At 57.0% G+C, this 19,664-nt stretch carries 14 protein-coding genes, 1 tRNA gene and 2 rRNA genes; 9 read left to right on the top strand and 8 right to left on the bottom strand.

Annotation, left to right across the window (positions count from 1 at the left end; translation table 11 throughout):
- The first annotated feature begins 82 nt into the window (after positions 1 to 82).
- From phaeop14_RS11520 to phaeop14_RS11510, 3 genes are all read left to right on the top strand, one after another.
- Positions 83 to 2,910: ribosomal RNA gene (locus tag phaeop14_RS11520) — 23S ribosomal RNA — on the top strand.
- Between the two features lie 118 nt (positions 2,911 to 3,028).
- Positions 3,029 to 3,143: ribosomal RNA gene (gene rrf / locus phaeop14_RS11515) — 5S ribosomal RNA — on the top strand.
- 146 nt (positions 3,144 to 3,289) lie between these two features.
- Positions 3,290 to 3,366 (top strand) — tRNA-Met (locus phaeop14_RS11510).
- A gap of 337 nt (positions 3,367 to 3,703) precedes the next feature.
- Here the strand turns inward: phaeop14_RS11510 and phaeop14_RS11505 are convergent.
- The 6 genes from phaeop14_RS11505 to phaeop14_RS11480 all read right to left on the bottom strand — a co-directional run bounded on the left by phaeop14_RS11505 (position 3,704) and on the right by phaeop14_RS11480 (position 10,966).
- Complete coding sequence (locus tag phaeop14_RS11505; protein WP_096789603.1) at positions 3,704 to 6,622, bottom strand: COR domain-containing protein; 2,919 nt, start codon at positions 6,620 to 6,622, stop codon at positions 3,704 to 3,706.
- 221 nt (positions 6,623 to 6,843) lie between these two features.
- Complete coding sequence (locus tag phaeop14_RS11500) at positions 6,844 to 7,992, bottom strand: hypothetical protein (RefSeq protein ID WP_096789602.1); 1,149 nt, start codon at positions 7,990 to 7,992, stop codon at positions 6,844 to 6,846.
- 180 nt (positions 7,993 to 8,172) lie between these two features.
- Positions 8,173 to 8,391: a hypothetical protein gene (locus phaeop14_RS11495; RefSeq protein WP_096789601.1), complete on the bottom strand. Its 219-nt coding sequence runs from the start codon at positions 8,389 to 8,391 to the stop codon at positions 8,173 to 8,175.
- 119 nt (positions 8,392 to 8,510) lie between these two features.
- Complete coding sequence (locus tag phaeop14_RS11490) at positions 8,511 to 8,759, bottom strand: helix-turn-helix transcriptional regulator (RefSeq protein ID WP_244905761.1); 249 nt, start codon at positions 8,757 to 8,759, stop codon at positions 8,511 to 8,513.
- 83 nt (positions 8,760 to 8,842) lie between these two features.
- On the bottom strand, positions 8,843 to 9,562 hold the full coding sequence (locus phaeop14_RS11485; RefSeq protein ID WP_096789600.1) for a hypothetical protein: 720 nt from the start codon (positions 9,560 to 9,562) through the stop codon (positions 8,843 to 8,845).
- Positions 9,563 to 9,787: 225 nt separating this feature from the next.
- Positions 9,788 to 10,966: a site-specific integrase gene (locus tag phaeop14_RS11480; protein ID WP_096789599.1), complete on the bottom strand. Its 1,179-nt coding sequence runs from the start codon at positions 10,964 to 10,966 to the stop codon at positions 9,788 to 9,790.
- Between the two features lie 1,409 nt (positions 10,967 to 12,375).
- Here phaeop14_RS11480 and phaeop14_RS11470 point away from each other — a divergent pair.
- From phaeop14_RS11470 to phaeop14_RS11460, 3 genes are all read left to right on the top strand, one after another.
- Positions 12,376 to 13,452, top strand: a complete 1,077-nt coding sequence (locus phaeop14_RS11470; RefSeq protein ID WP_096789597.1) for a Hint domain-containing protein — start codon at positions 12,376 to 12,378, stop codon at positions 13,450 to 13,452.
- A gap of 245 nt (positions 13,453 to 13,697) precedes the next feature.
- Positions 13,698 to 14,318, top strand: coding sequence for a 30S ribosomal protein S4 (rpsD, locus tag phaeop14_RS11465; RefSeq protein WP_014875431.1), 621 nt, complete (start codon positions 13,698 to 13,700; stop codon positions 14,316 to 14,318).
- A gap of 206 nt (positions 14,319 to 14,524) precedes the next feature.
- Complete coding sequence (locus phaeop14_RS11460; RefSeq protein ID WP_082035080.1) at positions 14,525 to 15,097, top strand: PA14 domain-containing protein; 573 nt, start codon at positions 14,525 to 14,527, stop codon at positions 15,095 to 15,097.
- 42 nt (positions 15,098 to 15,139) lie between these two features.
- Here phaeop14_RS11460 and phaeop14_RS11455 read toward each other — a convergent pair whose 3' ends face one another.
- Positions 15,140 to 15,601 carry an Lrp/AsnC family transcriptional regulator gene (locus tag phaeop14_RS11455; protein WP_014875429.1) on the bottom strand — a complete coding sequence of 154 codons (462 nt, stop codon included), beginning with the start codon at positions 15,599 to 15,601 and terminating at the stop codon, positions 15,140 to 15,142.
- A gap of 156 nt (positions 15,602 to 15,757) precedes the next feature.
- Between phaeop14_RS11455 and hisC the strand changes: the two genes are divergently transcribed.
- From hisC to phaeop14_RS11440, 3 genes are read left to right on the top strand one after another with little or no spacing between them, the layout of a single operon-like run.
- Positions 15,758 to 16,843 (top strand): histidinol-phosphate transaminase, encoded by a 1,086-nt coding sequence (hisC, locus tag phaeop14_RS11450; protein WP_096789596.1) that lies wholly within the window; start codon positions 15,758 to 15,760, stop codon positions 16,841 to 16,843.
- Complete coding sequence (locus phaeop14_RS11445; RefSeq protein WP_096789595.1) at positions 16,840 to 17,760, top strand: prephenate/arogenate dehydrogenase family protein; 921 nt, start codon at positions 16,840 to 16,842, stop codon at positions 17,758 to 17,760. Before hisC ends, phaeop14_RS11445 begins: the two co-directional genes overlap by 4 nt.
- Entirely contained in the window at positions 17,757 to 18,620 is an 864-nt protein-coding gene (locus phaeop14_RS11440) for an extensin-like domain-containing protein (RefSeq protein ID WP_096789594.1), read from the top strand. Before phaeop14_RS11445 ends, phaeop14_RS11440 begins: the two co-directional genes overlap by 4 nt.
- Here the strand turns inward: phaeop14_RS11440 and phaeop14_RS11435 are convergent.
- Positions 18,617 to 19,618, bottom strand: a complete 1,002-nt coding sequence (locus phaeop14_RS11435; protein WP_244905760.1) for a DUF2125 domain-containing protein — start codon at positions 19,616 to 19,618, stop codon at positions 18,617 to 18,619. The genes phaeop14_RS11440 and phaeop14_RS11435 overlap by 4 nt on opposite strands.
- Positions 19,619 to 19,664 lie beyond the last annotated feature (46 nt).

Genomic DNA, 19,664 nt, shown 5'->3' with positions numbered 1-19,664 from the left:
AAGTATGCTTTTGGTTCAGAATAAGGCCACAGTTTCTTACCAGCTTCTGTGGCGTGACAGTTCACTGTCTTTTTCTGGACCAGATCAAGCGCGAGAAGGGCGTTTGGTGGATGCCTTGGCAGTAAGAGGCGATGAAGGACGTGATACTCTGCGATAAGTCATGGGGAGCTGAGAATAGGCTTTGATCCATGAATTTCCGAATGGGGGAACCCACCTGACAGTTTGTTATTGTTAGCTTTGCTATCAATAATGAGCTTAATCAGGTACTTAAGACCTGAATACATAGGGTTTTAAGAGCAAACCCGGGGAACTGAAACATCTAAGTACCCGGAGGAAAGGACATCAATATGATACTCCCCTAGTAGCGGCGAGCGAACGGGGACCAGCCGAGCCTTGAGTGTGAATAGAATGTGTTGGGAAGCACAGCCAGAGTGGGTGATAGCCCCGTATATGAAGCATGATAGGACGTATTAAGTAGGGCGGGACACGTGAAATCCTGTCTGAAGATCGGAGGACCACCTTCGAAGGCTAAGTACTCCTTACTGACCGATAGCGAACCAGTACCGTGAGGGAAAGGTGAAAAGCACCCCGACGAGGGGAGTGAAACAGTACCTGAAACCGAACGCCTACAATCAGTTGGAGGCCCCTTGAGGGCTGACAGCGTACCTTTTGTATAATGGGTCATCGACTTGGTCTCACGAGCAAGCTTAAGCCGTTAGGTGTAGGCGCAGCGAAAGCGAGTCTTAATAGGGCGCATGAGTTCGTGGGATCAGACCCGAAACCGAGTGATCTAGGCATGGCCAGGTTGAAGGTGCAGTAACATGCACTGGAGGACCGAACCCACATCTGTTGAAAAAGATCGGGATGAGCTGTGCCTAGGGGTGAAAGGCCAATCAAACTCGGAGATAGCTGGTTCTCTGCGAAATCTATTTAGGTAGAGCGTCATCCGAATACCCCGGGGGGTAGAGCACTGGATGGGTAATGGGGCCCCACAGGCTTACTGATCCTAACCAAACTCCGAATACCCGGGAGTACTAGATGGCAGACACACTGCGGATGCTAACGTCCGTAGTGGAGAGGGAAACAACCCTGACCTACAGCTAAGGCCCCTAATTCATGGCTAAGTGGGAAAGCAGGTGGGATGTCCAAAACAACCAGGAGGTTGGCTTAGAAGCAGCCATCCTTTAAAGATAGCGTAACAGCTCACTGGTCTAATTAAGACGTCCTGCGGCGAAGATGTAACGGGGCTCAAGCCATGAGCCGAAGCTTAGGATGCACATAGTGCATGGTAGCAGAGCGTAGTGTGACATAGCTTCATGTCTCCTTAGTGTCCTCGGACACATCGGAGACACGAAGCTTTCGATGAAGCGGGCGCGTGAGCGATCCCGTGGAGAGATCACTAGCGAGAATGATGACATGAGTAGCGACAAAGAGTGTGAGAGACACTCTCGCCGAAAGTCCAAGGGTTCCTGCTTAAAGCTAATCTGAGCAGGGTAAGCCGGCCCCTAAGGCGAGGCCGAAAGGCGTAGCCGATGGGAACTAGGTTAATATTCCTAGGCCAGGAGGATGTGACGGATTGTGAAGGTAGTTCATCCTTATCGGATTGAATGGGCTGCTGATCAGTCCCTGGAAATAGCCCTCCATGAGACCGTACCCTAAACCGACACAGGTGGACTGGTAGAGAATACCAAGGCGCTTGAGAGAACGATGTTGAAGGAACTCGGCAAAATACCTCCGTAAGTTCGCGAGAAGGAGGCCCGGTTCCAAGGCAACTTGGAGCTGGGGGCACAAACCAGGGGGTGGCGACTGTTTATTAAAAACACAGGGCTCTGCGAAGTCGCAAGACGACGTATAGGGTCTGACGCCTGCCCGGTGCCTGAAGGTTAAAAGGAGGGGTGAGAGCTCCGAATTGAAGCCCAGGTAAACGGCGGCCGTAACTATAACGGTCCTAAGGTAGCGAAATTCCTTGTCGGGTAAGTTCCGACCTGCACGAATGGCGTAACGACTTCCCCGCTGTCTCCAACATCGACTCAGCGAAATTGAATTGCCTGTCAAGATGCAGGCTTCCCGCGGTTAGACGGAAAGACCCCGTGCACCTTTACTACAGCTTCGCACTGGCATCAGGATTGTGATGTGCAGGATAGGTGGTAGGCATCGAAACCGGAACGCTAGTTCCGGTGGAGCCTCCCTTGAGATACCACCCTTCGCACTCTTGATGTCTAACCGCGGTCCGTTATCCGGATCCGGGACCCTGCGTGGCGGGTAGTTTGACTGGGGCGGTCGCCTCCTAAAGCGTAACGGAGGCGCGCGAAGGTTGGCTCAGAGCGGTCGGAAATCGCTCGTTGAGTGCAATGGCAGAAGCCAGCCTGACTGCGAGACTGACAAGTCGAGCAGAGACGAAAGTCGGCCATAGTGATCCGGTGGTCCCAAGTGGGAGGGCCATCGCTCAACGGATAAAAGGTACGCCGGGGATAACAGGCTGATACTGCCCAAGAGTCCATATCGACGGCAGTGTTTGGCACCTCGATGTCGGCTCATCTCATCCTGGGGCTGGAGCAGGTCCCAAGGGTACGGCTGTTCGCCGTTTAAAGAGGTACGTGAGCTGGGTTTAGAACGTCGTGAGACAGTTCGGTCCCTATCTGCCGTGGGTGTAGGATACTTGAGAGGAGTTGCCCCTAGTACGAGAGGACCGGGGTGAACGATCCACTGGTGGACCTGTTGTTGCGCCAGCAGCAGTGCAGGGTAGCTATGATCGGACAGGATAACCGCTGAAGGCATCTAAGCGGGAAGCCCCCCTCAAAACAAGGTATCCCTGAGGGCCGAGGTAGACCACCTCGTCAATAGGCCGGAGATGTAAGTGCAGCAATGCATTCAGTTGACCGGTACTAATCGCCCGATAGGCTTGATCTGTTCCAGTAACAGTCAGTGACACAAGAACCAAAAGCAAAACACAAAACTTGGACTTCATGTCGATTGTATCTCCGCGACGTCTCAAAACCGAAACGTCGCGAATATGGATTTTCCTCGGTTTGGTGGTCATAGCGCAAGTGAAACACCCGGTCCCATCCCGAACCCGGAAGTTAAGCACTGTTGCGCCGATGGTACTGCGTCTTAAGGCGTGGGAGAGTAGGTCACCGCCAAACCTAGAAAAATCCATAAACATAAACGATACCAATAAAATATACCTTCAGACAAACACATCTGAAGACACAGACGCCCAGTCACAACACGCGTGATCAAGCAGCGGCAGCCTCAAGCAACAAAACGCAATGAGGCAAAACAAAAATGTCGCGGGATGGAGCAGCCCGGTAGCTCGTCAGGCTCATAACCTGAAGGTCGTAGGTTCAAATCCTACTCCCGCAACCAAATATACCAAGCAATACCAATTAATTGAACCTCGCTTCGGCGGGGTTGCTTGCGTTGCGATACTCTCGCTGGAAGCACTGTGGAAGCAATAGGGTCCGCTTGGAGGCGTGGCGAACAAGCAACGCCTGACGGAACGCATGGAAAGTCGCTGACCACGCAAAAACCATTAGATGCACACGGGGCGAGAGGGACGGGGGCGACGAAAGCTCGGCCCTTTGCGGACTTTGGCCGTCACGTGTTGAGGCTGCGATGCAGCCCGTCACTCTGGACATTGGGCCGCATTCCTATGCGGCCCTTGTTCAACGCTGGCTATAAAAAATTGTATAACTCTTTGAGCTCATCTTGCGGTGTTTTGAGGCAATGAAGCTTGAGTTGGGCGATACTGCTCAACCTCATTGGCCGACATCCAATACCACTTGCCATCGGGAGCGCGTTCCAGGTCCATCCCATAGCTCCTTGGCGACAATCCGATTTGCTTAAGAAAGTCGGCAACTAAGGCAAGGTTTTGGATTGAAGAGGCGGATTCTACTGTTTGCGCGCGTTCTCCGTTGGGGAGTTGTTCACCGAGTTTATCAAGCGAATCACTTAATCCACCAAAACTTTCTTCAAATCCGGGGCTGAGATCCAACGGGAGTGGGGCAGCAGCGAAAAACAATGAGCCAAGTTTGGCCGCTGGTGCAAGGTACCGGAGTAAGCCGAGGGACGATGTGAATTCTTTTTCAGCCACAAGCACACCACTAAGCTCCGATCTCAGCTGAACCTTCATTCTAGTCTTGCCAAGAACCTCCCAGGTTGTGATGTTTTTCCACCGTCCTTTAGCGGGCAACAAAATAATACTTCCGGGGGCAGGTCGTCTTTCTTTGTACGCAAGGTACTCGAGGAGACGATCAGCGGTTTCCTCACTACGCTTGCGATCTCGAAGTCCAAAGATAAGATCCGAAGGACGGGAAACTTGATCGCATTCGTGGCATATTGCGTTTTCCTGGTCGCGCAGCAACCATCGCTCTACGCTAGAAAGCTTAAAACTACCTGAGCAAAGGCGATTACCAACACGTTGTGGGCACAGAACCTTGTCTTCTCTTGTTGCGCCTGGCCAAAACTTTAGACACTCAGCAATTGAAGCGTCGATTTGTTGCAATAGGAAGCCTGGCTCCTCGCCGACGGCTACAATGTTCAGTTGGAAATAGTTTATCTCGCTGCTCAACTCAATTAGGGCTTCATTTCGGAAGCGTCCTTCGGCATCCCTTAAGAAGATCCCTTTTTGCCAAAACGTTCCCCGCCCATCTTCTTGGTACATGTGATAAGGCTCGAGAGCAGCGATTAGATGAGACATAAATCCATCTAACGCAGGAGCCACTTTGACTTCCATCCGCAAGTTTCTTTGGTCTGGCTCTAGGTCATTGGCATCGATCCAGGGAAGGCTAGGTGGTTCTAGCGGAACGAGTTGAGGGATGAGACTCTTCTCCCCTCCCGACGATCTAATTGGAAGTGCAACACCTTGGGCGCGCATCATTCGCATGAGCCTCGGATGATCATCCAATTCATACACCTTCCAACCATCATCTTCACGCCCGTGATGGATCCAAGCTTCCGTCAGATGATTGTGGTCTAAGATTCCGCCGGCGATCTTTGTACGTTCGTGCTGAACGATCTCCATGAATGCCATGGCGAGCCAAGATGGATCTCTAACGATGGTGTCATGCAAAAAGGCATCATTCTCCCAGTCGATACCGTACCAAACTCCGCGACCCAATCGGTGAAGAAAAGTTGCAGCTATCGAACGCACGGCTTCTGGGTCGTCTATACCTAGCTCACTGCATAGGACGCCAAACTGCTTGTAGCTCATCCAAGGAGATGCGTCCGTCGGACTCAGCGCAGCTTTACGAGCTTTGTCCCAAGTGTTGTTAATTGGACTTTTAACGCCGGGCATGCCCTGTGCATGTTTGGCAATCGCATGCTTTAGTACATCGATATTCTTTGTGGTAAAACTGTCTACGCTAATTTGTTCGACGACCATCGAACTCAAAGAGCTATCATAACGGTCAAGGTCGACGTGTGGGGAGTAGTTGCCTCCTTCCACATCTGCGTGTGTAGCAACAAGGATGACCTTAGCCTCTCCGCCTGTCCGAGCTCCAATTCTACGTAACCAATCTGCGATAAGGCATTGATCCTCACCCAACCGAGGATCCCATACAAGCAAGTACAATCCTTGATCCGAATAAAAAAACTGATGAGTAATTCTATAAACTTTCTGGCCGCCGAAATCCCAGTAATTGAATTCGATCGCCTTGTTTGGGTCGTCAGCATCCGGTAGGCTCAAAGTACCGCAATCCACTCCCCAAGTCGTTGAGTTGAGTAAGTCCCGCGCTGGATCGATCGTGCCGTCTAGGGCCATGCGTAGACAGCTTTTGCCAACTTTACCTTCCCCCGTGATCATTAGCTTTGCTTCGGATAATGTGCTTATGTTGTTCTCGTCAATCAGGCTCCTGATCTGTGACAGTAACACGCCCACTCCATCATTTTCAGCGCTCAAAAGAGAGGCTGGCAGGTCGTTTCTATTAATTCTCAGAGCCGTGAGCTCGGGCATAAAGCCAACCTCTGCCGGAATAGACTGCAATTTGTTTCCGCTCAGCTCTAGCGATTCGAGCCTATCGAGCTTTGCAACCTCTTTCGGAATCGAGGCAAGCTCATTCTCAACAACGCAAAGTCTTTTTAGGTTCACGAAGCGCGAAATCCGCTTGGGCAGACTTGTTACTTTTGACCCAAGTGTCAGAGTGTCCAGGCTTTCATAGAGTTTGAGTTGGCTGGGAAAATATCTGAATTCATTATTGTGTAGAAATAGGTGCCTCAAATTTTTCAGGTTATTAAAATTCTCCGGTAGGCGCGATAACCTGTTGTACCCTAAGTACAAAGACTCCAATGATTTCAGCTCGCAAAAGCCGTCAGGTATCTCCTCGAGTTCCATTTCGGTAAAGTTTAACAATAAAATGTTTTGCGCTCCTTTCCAATCGTTAGGCAAAGCCTTGATGGGGTTGTAAGAGATTTCAAGTCCGCGGAGAGATTCCATTGCGAATACTTCACTTGGAAACTCTTTGAACTGGTTATTTGATAGGTTCAAAAATGAAATTTCCGGTAATTCAAAAAGTTCCGATGGGAGCTTCGAAAGTCCCATTTGTGACAAGTTTAACTCGTTAGAACTTTCGCTCTTTGCTTTCCGAATTATTTCGGAGATGGATCTGGCTTTCTTAAACAGCATGGAACACCAATTTTTGCGCTAAAACTCTATTGAAGATCGCCGAGTTGTCGTTCAGTTGCAACAGACATCTAAACTACGATTCACCAAGTGCCAGATTTCTGATTCGCTGCTGAAGAGATCAATTGTGTCAAGTGCATTGAACGACCGGTTTCCTGAACAGAACGGTCTTGAAGCAGGACCAACCCGAGACGGTTGGGTCGAAGGTCCGCTTCCCGCCCGTTTTACTTGAAGCGATACCGCGCCGCTGCTTTGCTGAGGCGTTGTGGAAGGGGCGTTGGGTGTTCTTCTGATAGCCGTTTCAGAGTTTCGATGTGGCCATCCAGAAAGTCTTGGAATTCGGCTGGCTGGACCTCTGACGCGGCAGCCCGTGACACAAATAATCCAAGGATTTGCCGGTCCAGCATTCGCATGTGTTCGGCACGGTTGGTTTCGATCACCTCATTTGGCAGCACGCCTGAACAATTCTCATGCAGGTCGTTGGCGATGACGCTGCCGACCTCCTGCCAGAGGTCATGCGTGGGCCATCGGGCGCGGTTGCGGTCAGTGGTAGGGCAGGTGTAGCGGATCTTTTCGCAGAACTCGGTGTAGGCGTCGCCGACCATATCGCGTAGGTCTTGCCATGACCGCATTTCCCAGCGGTTGCGGAGTTGCTTGGATCCCATGCGCAACTCGAAGCGCCAGACTTGGCTTGCCAACCGGTCGGACAGATCCAAGGGTAGGCGGTTCAATTGGGCGCGGGCGTCGTTCCAGATGGTGAGCCAGCCCATCTTACCCTTTTGCATGACCTCTTGGCGCTTGTCGTAGATCACCAATTGCCGGTTGGCGACGGCCCCGGCGCGCAGGCCGGTGACGCGTGCGCCAGTGGCATGGGTTTCGGTTTCATCAATGCCGGTGTGTTCCTGCACGCGGGTGCCGGGGGGCACCACCAGCGCCTCGCGGTCGGGTTCAAACCATGGGGCGAGAAAGTCGATGGCATAATCCACGCGGGTCACGCGCAAGAGGTGATTGGCGTAGCGGATGCCGAAGGCGTCCATGCAATTCCGAAAGTGTTTCTCTGCGGCGTCCAGCCCACCAGTCGCCAGCAGGAAGGCCCGGAAATCCACAGTGATGCCAGGATTGTTCGCAGGGCGGTTTTCCGGGTCGAGGAAGTACCATTCGGCTCCGTATTCGCCTGTATGGGCAGAGAAGGCGGAACCGCCTGTGCGGCGCACGGAGAGGGCTACAGGGCCGAACTCTAACAGGGTCTCGGCATTGGTCTGGATTGCCAGTGCTTTGGCTTCTGCAAGCGCGGTGCGCAGCTCTGCCGGGATATCAGTTTCAACGGTGAATTTAAGCCCATCAAAGCCTGAATGCAGGATATCCGCTTCCATTTGCGCTGGCCTTCGCTTTCGTATTCGTGGAGGGGGGTGTTACAAGACCCCCCTCCCGCGCGGCCCATTTTGCCGCCGTGTCTGTCGAGATGTTGGGAAAAAGGGCGGGGGTCTTTGACCCCCTTTCTGCCTCCGGCGGGGCAGCATGTGTTTTGGGGCCGGGCATGGCCCGGCGCTGGATCATTTGGCAGATATTTGACGGCCAATCCAGATCTCGGCGCGTTCCGCGCATTTGGCCAGATTGAGAAGGTCGGAATGGTGGAAACTGCCGGTATTACGCCACTCGCCCGTATCGGTCTTGTAGCTGCGCGACAGGTCGACGGAATAGAATCCGTCATTCTGCCAGACGGTGGCCGTGAAAAGGCCGATTTTGAATTTCTGTGCAGGCTGATTTGCCATGGTGGTTTGTCCTGTATCTGAATGAAGAAAGGGCGCGAGACTGTTTCGCCCGCGCCCTGCTGGAAGCCATCCGGCCCCAAAATCCCGCGCGGCGCTGCCAACCCCAACGCGGGCAAAACTCATGCGGCGCTGTAGCTGCTGGTGCTGCCGTGGCGACGACCGTTGGCCCATTCCAAGAGGTCGCTACGACGGTAGCGCACAGACCGGCCCGATTTATAGAACTTGGGGCCATAGCCGGTGACGCGCCATTTCTGGATGGTGCGGACACTCTGGCACAAGAAATCTGCGGTGGTTTTCTCGTCAATAAAGCCGTTCAAGTAGTCTTGAGCGGCGGCGTTTGCATCGGGGGTCATTTCAGTGTTGAGCATCATTTTGTTCCGTTGTTGGATTTGATGCTCCAGTCTTCGCTCAACTGATTTCCTCTAAATACTCCTATAAAACCGTACGGGATTTATAGTTTGGAGGATTTTCTTAAGACGTTGAAAGGATTTGAAAAATGCTTCTGCATGGTTTTGTCTGAGATTTCCTCAGCTGGCACGCTGAGGTTCGGAACATTCTGTTTCAGCCATGCTCGGACCTTCGGATAGTGGGATTGTTGGGAGGCGTCGACGTCGATTTCTCCGGCCTCTTGAAGGGCTGTGAATGCGGCCTTGATAGCGGGTCCAACTGTGGGGCGGCCAGCCGCTGGAGGGGCGGTATGATCCTCATTGCTTACGTTGAGAACGGTGTCGCGTAGCTGTCGCGAGACAACACGGATTTCAATAAGCTCAAGCCCTTGAGACGACAGGCCGACCTTGTCCCATTGAATACGACCGTTCCAATAGGATGCTGGGATCTCGACGGGCTGGCTGTCCATTTTGCGGGGTGGCTCGAACCCATACCCAAACAGATTGCCCTGTTTCAGATGATACAAGATGAACTTGCGCATTCGATCATCCCATTCGGCCCGCGCGGACAGGATCTTTTGCGGTCCTTCCAGAATTTCTTGCACGACACTCGGGCCGGATCGCCCCTCTATTTTCATACTTTTCATGGATGCCGCCATCGCGTCGATGGCAGATACTTTATGCAGGCGCTGGTGTTCTTCCTTGTCGGCTTTGGGGGCGAAGGAATAGGGCGCTTGGTTCAGGCGAACGCCGCGTTGCCAAAGTGCCAGAATGGGCGTGGTCATGATGGTCTCTTACGTCTTTGTTCAAATGTCTGTCAGAGCGTTTCGGCAATAGGATACATAGGCAAATGGTCTTGGTGCGCGGCCTCATCCATCCTACGTAATGTAACGTAACGCGTGAAGCACACGGCAGGGTGGAAAATATCCCCTACGTATACGTAACGTACCATCACGACGTAACCTATGGATCGGGCGCAGGTCTCGCGTCATACGTATCGCAACGCCCAGCTAGACGGCCCGCAACCTTGGACGCACGATATCCCCAACGATGGACCCCAACCGCGCGGCGTTTTCTTCTGCGGCTTGCCGGACGGGATCATCCGCCAGATGTGCGTAACGCATTGTGGTTTGGATCTGGGTATGGCCCAGCAACCGCCCGACCATCTGGATTGGCATTCCGGCGGACACGGCATTTGATGCGTAGGTATGGCGCAGGTCGTGAATGCGAACCCCGACAAGCTCCGCCCGGTCACGAATGCGCCGCCATGGATGTTGCATGTCAGTGGCATATTGGCCGGGGAGCTTTCCTGCGATCACGTAAGGATTGCCGGGACTGCGCGGCAGGCGCGCCAACACATCCCGCGCTGGTTGGGGCAGGGGAATACGCCGCGCCCCGGTCTTACTGTCCGGCAGTTCCATGCCGTTGGCGGTGATGTAGTCCCATTTCAGGGTCTGGATTTCTCCCAACCGGCAGCCCGTCAGGATCAGAAGGCGGAAGGCGGCGACCATATGCGGCGTCTCGCTGCCTTCGCGTTCCACCTCGGACAGCACCTGCCCCAGCCGTTGCAATTCCTGCTGGCTGAGAAAGCGTTCCCGCTTCACCTCGCGATACTTCGGGACGTGACGGCAGGGATTAGAGCCATCCGGGCGCAGGCCCCAAATTTCCGCCAGATTGAACATCTTCGACAGAACGCCCAGCGTCCGATTTGCCTGATAGGGTTTGTCGCGGAACTTGTGGTGCAACTCGGCAATGTCCCGGCGCTCGACATCGACCACTTTGAAACTGCCGATGGCCGGAACAATGAAAAGGTCAATGGCGCGGCGGTATTCCTTCTGGGTGGAGGGCTTGCAGCGTTCCTTGGCGTGGGCCTCAAAGAAGCGCTCACAGAGCGCAGCGACAGTAGGAGCCTTGCGGTGCTGCGAGAGTTCCTCGGCGGGGTTCTCACCCTTGGCGACCTGCCCCATGATCTCTTTGGCCAGCTTACGGGCCTCCTCAACGGTGATCTTGCCATGCCGCCCAACCGAGACACGCCGGGTTCTGCCACCCTTGCGATATTGGGCCTGATAGGTCTTCGCGCCGGAGGGCATGACCCGGACACCAAAGCCCGCAATCTGGCTGTCCCAGAGGAAGTAATCCTTCGCCTCTGGCATCAGGGCTTCAACGGTTCGCTTGGTCAGTTTCGGCATGTCCGGTCTCCTCTCTGCTCCGCTTCCGTGGAAGCACTGTGGAAGCAAATGAACGCATATCCTGGCGTAAGAGGTAGAAGTCAGTGAAGTTTGGCGTCAATGAAAAATGAGCGATACCAATAAGATAGGGTAGGTGGGCGTAAATCTGGGCAGAGGGTGCGAGCCCCCCTAAGCGCTCTCATAACCTGAAGGTCGTAGGTTCAAATCCTACTCCCGCAACCAAATATTCCTAACATAACAAATGCTTACAGCCGCCTCCGGGCGGTGCTTTGCGGTTGGGCTGGCGGCCAGACGGAAATACGCTGCACCAAACGCGGTCTGCCTTATGACCGGGCGAGGGCCCCGATCCGGTTCCAAAGCTCCTCGGCGGAGGCCACAACACTGGCGCCACACTCGCTGTGCGAGACGACGCCTAATCCCTATGCGTTCATCGCTATCGTGTTCGACAACATTGCCTAGCAATGTGCAGATGAGGTTGAGGAAAAATGGCTGGACCATCTTGGTGGCGTCGCTATTTTCACCTTTGGTCACTGCATGCAGGTCATTTGGCACCAGCGCTTTGACTGAGGCGGCTGGGTGTTGAAACAGGCAAACCTAAGGGGCGGGCTCCGACTGTAACAGGATTGAAATCCGCCATAGTCACAGCCGTTCAGAAACCCCCAACGCGCCTTCTCGGATCCTGCCGGTGGCAGATTCAAAGAAGGCACGCACCCTTGCACCTCGTCTGATGTCAGGATGCGCGAGCAGCCAGAGGCAGGTGTCATTCTTCGCCGGAGGAGCGTGTACTTGCTGCAATTCAAGGCAAGCCTGACCGAGATAGCAGAGCAGTACCACAATCCCGCGACTGGCCCGGAGCAGTTCATACATCCCCGTGACCGAACTGGTCAGAGACACCGGAGCCGACGCGGCGTTATGCGTCGCTGTGATTCTATTCATCGGTAACTATTGCAGGCGGTCGTCAAGCTGCAGCCAGCGGTGTTGTTCCGGCGGGAGACCTTGCACGGTCTGCACGTATTCTGAAGGCGCATAGACTGCATAGGACACCGGCAACAAGTTGCGGCCGATCCAGTGTTCGGGCGGGTTCAGGATTGGTCGCAAAGCTATATCCGCATCACGCTGCATAGATTCAAGGGACGGGTGCCTGCAAGCAGCCGCAGTTCCACCTCCGGGTACGCTCGGACCAAGATGTCGCCGATCGAGATACACAGGGGCTGTCGGGCAGGGCGGTACCGGGTGTTCAAGCCCCCTGGTGCCTGACAGCATTTGTTCAAAGACAAGGCCATTCCGGCAGCGCGCTGTGGCATCTGCGCCGCTGGAATGTCTTTGCCTTTGTGAAGTGCTTTTGCAGCGGGCTTGGTTTTGTTAACGTTGGCTTAACAAAAAATCGCCATAGGCAGGCAGTCGAGCATATGCAAACAGGCTTTCGAGGCACCTACGTCATTTCGTGGGGGCAGACCGAGGTTGATGGTCTGCCAGGGGCGCCGGTATCCGCCGTCGCGACTGGTGCCAGTTGGCGATGGGGCGGAGCGCCCTTGCGCGTTGACGGGCCGGGGAACCTTCTGCAGTTGGAACGGAGCGATGGAGCGCGCGATTTGCGGCGCAGCGCCGCGCGCAGCGTGCGTCGGTTGGTGGGGCTGGCGATAGATCCCAAGGTTGAAGAAACCGGGTCGCAGGCTGTAGAGGCGTACGCCGGGACGGTGCTGCGGGACCGCCATTTTGTGGTCACGGACGGGTTGCGCAATTACACTGTCACCCTGATCGAGGTGGGGCAGGGGCAACGTCCGTTGTTGATGTTTGTGGATTGCCGGCCGCCGCAGGATACCGATCTCTGGATTGTAGATGTGCGGCTTGAGGGCTGCGACCGGGCGAACGTGACGTCCCATACCGGGGTGATCTGTTTTACGCCCGGCACGATCTTGCGGACGCCCGCAGGCGGGGTGCCGGTCGAACACTTGCAGGAAGGGGACTGGATCCAGACCCGCGACAGCGGTGCCCAGCAAATCCAGTGGATCGGTGCGCGGCGGATGACGGGCGCGCGCCTGTTTGTGGCGCCTGAGCTGCGTCCGGTGCGGATCAGGGGCGGCGCGCTTGGCATGCAGCGGCCGGATGCGGATCTTCTGGTCTCTCCCAGCCACCGCATGTTGTTGCGCGGGCCGCATGTGCAGAGCCTGTTCAACACCTCCGAGGTACTGGTTGCAGCGCGAGATCTGGTCAACGGGCGCGATATTGCCGTCGACACCCAGTTGCGCGAGGTCACTTATATCCATCTGTTGCTGTCGGATCATCAGGTGCTTTGGGCGAATGGGGTGGAGACGGAGAGTTTCCATCCGGCCCAGGCCACGCTGGGCGCGCTGCGCTGTGAAGACCGGGCGCGCCTGCTGCAGGTGTTGCCGGATCTGGAGGCGGATCCGATGCGCTATGGCGATTTTGCGCGTCGCAATCTGAGCCAGCCGGAGGCGGCCATCTTGCGCCACGCTGCCGCCTGATCCATCGTGGATCTGAGGCGGTGGCCCCTTGGATATTGCCCTGTTTTTCGGCGCAGGGCATGGCGCCCGAAAAGCTGGTTGACTCTCTCCAGCCCTCGTCTATACACGCGGCTTCATTGGTGTTGGTGGCTCCCGCAAGGGAATGCCTGTCATGCCCGAAGCGCGCGTGAGTGCAACGCGGAGCAAGAGGACAACGCCCTTCGATGCAGCCATCTGGTTGCGATATACACTGAAGGAGATCAGCCGTGACCAAACGCACGTCTGCCAAGTACAAAATTGACCGCCGTATGGGCGAAAACATCTGGGGCCGTCCGAAGTCCCCGGTGAATCGTCGTGAATACGGCCCCGGCCAGCACGGTCAGCGCCGCAAGGGCAAGCTGTCCGATTTCGGTATCCAGCTGCGCGCCAAGCAGAAGCTGAAAGGCTACTACGGCGACCTGACCGAGAAGCAGTTCCGTCGCATCTACTCTGAAGCTGAGCGTGTAAAAGGCGACACCGGTGAGAACCTCATTGGTCTGCTGGAACGCCGCCTGGACGCGGTTGTTTACCGTGCCAAGTTTGTTGCAACCGTTTTTGCGGCTCGTCAGTTCGTGAACCACGGTCACGTGCTGGTCAACGGCAAGCGCGTGAACATCCCCTCCTACCGCGTGAAGGAAGGCGATGTGATCGAAGTTCGCGAGAAGTCCAAGCAAATGACCGCGCTGCTGGAAGCTGTTCAGCTGGCAGAGCGTGACGTGCCTGACTACGTTGAAGCCGACCACTCCAAAATGACCGCCACCTTCGTGCGCGCACCGGGCCTGTCCGACGTGCCGTATCCGGTTGTCATGGAACCGAACCTGGTCGTCGAATTCTACGCCAAGAACTAAGTCCTGTCCCAACCGGACAGGACAGAAAAGGGGCTGCCATCGGGCGGCCCCTTTTTTCGTTTGAGGGCCATCGCTGCGGTTTCGGCTGTCCAACGCTCGCACCACCCGGCTTGCGCCAATGGCATTAGCGATTGTCAGCGGCCCCCTCACAGACCTATCCTGCCCCCAGAGGCCCGTTCAGAGGCCATGGAACAGGAAGGTAGACGATGAAGATGACCCGTATTCTGGGGTTGGCTGCGATGGCGGCTGTGACGGCAACATTGACATGGGCGGCCCCCCTGCGCCTGACACCGGCGGATCCGCAGCCCCGCGGGCTGAAGCCCGGCTTGTCGGTGCGCTATGCCTATCCTGATGATGTAAAAACGCTGCGCAGCGCTGCCAAGGCGCTGGAAGCCGGTGCAGAAGTTGGTCCACCGCTCAAAGGGCTGGACTATCGCGATACCAGCGTTGGGCAGAAGGCGCTGACCTCAAAACGCTCCGAGAATGTCGCGGCGGATATTCGCGGCTATGTACGATTTGATGCGCCGGGCATCTATACCATTGATTTTCTAACCAATGACGGGATGCGCGCGGTGATCGGCGGCAAGGTTGTCGGCAAGTTCGATGGTCGCCAGACCTGTCAGGAGACCTTTGCCCAGAAGGTAGAGGTGCCCAAGGCGGGCTGGTATCCGCTGCAGGTGCTGTATTTTCAGCGGTTGAACACCTCTTGCCTGCATATGCGGATGGGGCCGGAAGGCAGCCGTGTCACCTGGATGCCGAACAAGGCCTTTGGCCGGTAACAGCGGGCGGCGATCATGACGCCACCGGGGTGGTGCCCGCCGCTACAATGGCAGCGGGCGTCCTTCAGCGATGGCTTCCATCGCGAAATATGAGGTGACGCTGTCCAGCTCGACCCCTTCGATCAGGCGCTGGTAGACTTTGTCATAACTCGCCATATCTTCGGTCACCACCTTGAGCTGATAATCGTAGTCCCCGCCGATACGGTGAAAATCGACCACCTCGGGGATGGTCAGTACGTGGCGGCGGAAAGTCTGCAGCCAGTCCGCGGAATGATGCCGTGTGCGCAGCATGACAAATACCACCAGATCCAGCCCAAGCTGTTTGCGGTCCAGCCGGGCGGTGGTGCCCTGCATCAGGCCGCTTTCCCCGAGGGTTTTCAGCCGCCGCCAGCAGGCGTTCTGCGACAGGCCGACTTGTTCCGCCAGATCGCGTTGAGAGAGGCTTGCGTCACGTTGCAGCGCGCGCAGTAGGGCAAGGTCGATGTGGTCCAGCTTATGCGTCATGGCGCCATCATAGGCAGGGGGCAAACGGGAGTTCAATCGCTCAGTGTTGCGGTGCTGCCCGGAACCGGACCTCTGCAACCGAAAGCGGGACGTCTTGCCGCTTTCCCATTGCGGTCAAGGTGGTTATTACGAAGCGGCATCTAAGGAGCATCTATCATGACCCACATCGCGCCGCAGCCTGGCATTCTGGATATCGCTCTCTATGAGGGTGGGGCTGCCCATGTGAAGGGGATGAGCAATGTGACCAAGCTCTCCTCCAATGAAAACCCGCTTGGGCCAAGCCCGAAAGCCATTGAGGCAATGCAGGCGGCGGTTTCCCAGATGCATCGATATCCAAGCTCAGATCACAGTGGCCTGCGGCAGGCCATCGGGGAGGTCTACCGCCTGCCGATGGAGCAGATCATCTGCGGGGCGGGCAGTGACGAGATCATCACCTTTCTCTGTCAGGCCTATGCGGGGCCGGGCGATGAGGTTTTGTTCACCGAGCATGGCTTTGCCATGTATCGCATCAGCGCGCTTGCCGCCGGGGCGACACCAGTTGAGGTCGCCGAGCGCGACCGTGTCACAGACGTTGACGCCTTGCTGACCGGTTGCACGGAGCGCACGCGGTTGGTGTTCATCGCCAATCCGAACAATCCCACAGGCACCATGATTGGCGCCGCTGATCTGGCGCGTCTGGCGGATGGTCTGCCCAAGGGCGCGCTGCTGGTGCTGGATGGGGCCTATGCGGAATATGTCGAGGGGTATGACGCCGGTGCGGCGCTGGTGGCCAGCCGCGACAATGTCGTAATGACGCGTACCTTCTCCAAGATCTACGGACTGGGTGGCGCGCGGGTTGGCTGGGGCTATGCGCCAAAGCCGATCATCGACGTGCTGAACCGGGTGCGCGGGCCGTTCAACCTCTCTTCCACCGCGCTGGCTGGGGCCGAAGCTGCGGTGCGCGATACCGATTACACCGAACATTGCCGTCAGGAGAATGCCAAATGGCGGAGCTGGCTGGCGGAGGCACTGGCGGAACTGGGCATCCCCTCTGACACCTCTTGCGCCAACTTCATTCTGGCGCGGTTTACCAGCCCGGAAGAGGCCGGCGCCTGTGACACATTCCTGCAGTCGCGCGGGCTGATCGTACGCCGGGTTTCGGGGTATAAGCTGCCGGCAGCGCTGCGGATCACCGTTGGGGATGAGACCGCCTGCAAAGCACTGGTTAAGGCGATGAAAGCGTTCAAGGATGGCGCAGCATGAGCGCGCCGATCTACACCCGCATCGCGTTGATCGGTCTTGGCCTGATCGCCTCCTCCATGGCGCATGCCATTCGCCGTGGCGGGCTGGCGGGCGAGATCACCGGCTATGCCCGCAGCGCCGAGACCCGCGAGACCGCGCGTCGGATCAACCTGTGCGATCGGGTCTGCGATACAGCTGCGGAGGCGGTGAAGGACGCTGATCTGGTTGTGCTCTGTGTGCCTGTGGGGGCGATGGATGCCGTGATGGCGGACATTGCGCCAGTGCTGAAACCCGGTGCTACGGTTTCCGACGTGGGGTCGGTCAAACGTCATGTGATCGACGTGGTGCAACCGCATATTCCGGAGGGGGTGCATTTTGTGCCCGCGCACCCCTTGGCCGGGACGGAACATTCCGGACCAGAGGCCGGGTTTGCCGAGCTTTATGACAATCGCTGGTGCCTGCTGGTGCCGGTGGAGGGCAGTGATCGTGCGCCGGTGGACCGTTTGCGGCAGCTTTGGGAGGGGATGGGTGCCAATGTTGATGAGATGGATGCCGATCACCATGATCTTGTTCTGGCCGTCACCTCCCACGCGCCGCATCTGATCGCCTATACGATGGTAGGGGTCGCCGACGATCTGCGCCGGGTGACCGACAGTGAGGTGATCAAATATTCGGCTGCGGGGTTCCGGGACTTTACCCGGATTGCGGCCTCCGATCCGACCATGTGGCGCGATGTCTTCCTGACCAACAAGGATGCGACGCTGGAAATATTGGGTCGCTTCACGGAGGAGCTGTTTGCGCTGCAGCGGGCGATCCGCACCGGAGACGGCGAGCATCTGCACCAGTATTTCACCCGCACCCGCGCTATCCGCCGTGGCATTATCGAGGCGGGGCAAGATACTGCCGCACCAAACTTTGGCCGCGAGACCACATCATGAGACGCGGCTGGGCGGCGGGACTGCGGGCTCTCTCAATCGCAGCTGGGCTGACCGCCCTGATCGCTGCCAGCGCGGGGGCCACGGCAGCCAATGCACCGGAGCGTTCCCTACGGCCCAATGCGCGCCCCGATCTGGCGTCAGGCGCGACAGTGGCGGCTGCTGTGCTCCCTGTCACGGCAGAGCTGCGGCCTCAATCGCGCCCGCAGTCGGAGCAGGCTATCGCCCTGGCCGCGTTGAGCCTGCCGCTGATGCCCGCGGGGCCTGATGCCTCTCTGCGCCCACATTTGCGCCCCGGGGATCTGGCGGAGAAGATCCTGTTCGGCAAACGCAAACGGCGCAAGACCTCTGTCTGCGGTGATATCGACATTCAGGGCAGCAAGGTTGGCACGGTGCCCGGTCGACTGAACGGTTGCGGGGCAAAGAATGCCGTGCGCGTGCGCTCGGTCGCGGGGGTGACGCTCAGCCAGCAGTCGGTAATGACTTGTGACACCGCGCGCGCGCTCAAGAAATGGGTCGAGCGGGATGTGATCAAGGCCTTTGGCCGCCGTGACAAAGTGGTCTCCATGCGGGTGGCTGCGCATTATTCCTGCCGCACCCGCAACAACCGCCCGGGGGCCAAAATCTCCGAACACGGGCGCGGCAAGGCGATTGATATCTCAGGCTTTGTTCTGGAGAGCGGCAAGGTGATTACCGTGCTGAAAGGCTGGACCGCGCGTGCCACGCGCAAGGGGCTGCGCAAGATGTGGAAAGGCGCCTGTGGTCCATTTGGCACCGTGCTGGGGCCGCTCTCAGATCGCTACCATCTGGACCATTTCCATCTGGATGTGGCGCGCCATCGCGGCGGTTCCTATTGTCGTTAACGCAGCACCAGACGGGGCACCGGGCCAAGGGGCAGCGGCCCGAGTGCGACATAGCCGGATTTGAGCGTTAGCGGCAGATCAAGGTCCCGGTGATTTCCGCCAAGACCGGCGAAGACCTGCAGCACCTGTTCAATGCCCGCGCGAACACGGGGCGGCAGGTTGCCAGCGGTCTCTGCCATTTGCAGAATGTCCTGCCAGTTCTCGACCTGCAGCGCAAGGTCGCCCTCCGGCAGCCCGGTTTCATCAAGGCTGATATCCCCCGTGGCTTTGATCCGCATCGGTCCCCAGCGGGCTTCGGCGAGGTGGAGTGTGATATTGCGGGGTTGCGGGCGTCGCAGTTCAATCGCGTTGCGATCCCAGCGCGTGTCGAAGGTGACCGTCATATCGGCAATGACCGTTTCCAGCCGTTCGGGCAGCCCCTCTGTGGCGGCCAGACGTTGGCGCAGGAGCGGATGTGGGGTCAGGCCGGTCCCTTCTGCGCGGATCTGGTAGCGGTTTGGCGCGTCTGTCTGGGTCATCTCCAACTTAAAAACTTGCCCACCAAGATCGGTGTTGTCCTCACTCCGTACCGTCCAGGGGCCAGCGGTTATGTGTAGTTGTTCCAGTTCTCGTGCAGATCCGGGGGCCAGCCGCACATCGGCCTGCAGCCCGTCCGCCTGAAGGATCGCCGTCTCATCAAAATAGGACAACCGCTGTGATGTCTGCGGTAAAAGCAACGTCAGGGTGCCGGGCCAGAGTGCCAGACTGCGAATATCCAGCCAGTCGGCACGCCATGCGGTGCCGGTGCCGGGGTCGGCGAGGGTGGGGGTGGTGATCCGGTGATGATGATACAGCGGAAAACCCGAGGTGCGCAGCGACCCATAATCGGCCTGCCAGCCCTGTCGCTGTTGCTCGGCAAACCAACCATCAAGCCCCTGACGCAGGCCCCAGCCCGCAATGGCCCAGTAAAGGCTCCAGACGCCGGCGGCAATCAACAGCAGTTTTGTCCATCGGATCATCATTCGGCCTCTTTTCTGGACGTTGAATTTGATGTTTATAGACCGC

This window comes from Phaeobacter piscinae (assembly GCF_002407245.1).
In the GTDB taxonomy this organism is placed as follows: Bacteria; Pseudomonadota; Alphaproteobacteria; order Rhodobacterales; family Rhodobacteraceae; genus Phaeobacter; species Phaeobacter piscinae.
The sequence above is the reverse complement of the archived record's forward strand: the minus strand, read 5'-3'. Positions and strand labels throughout refer to the sequence as shown.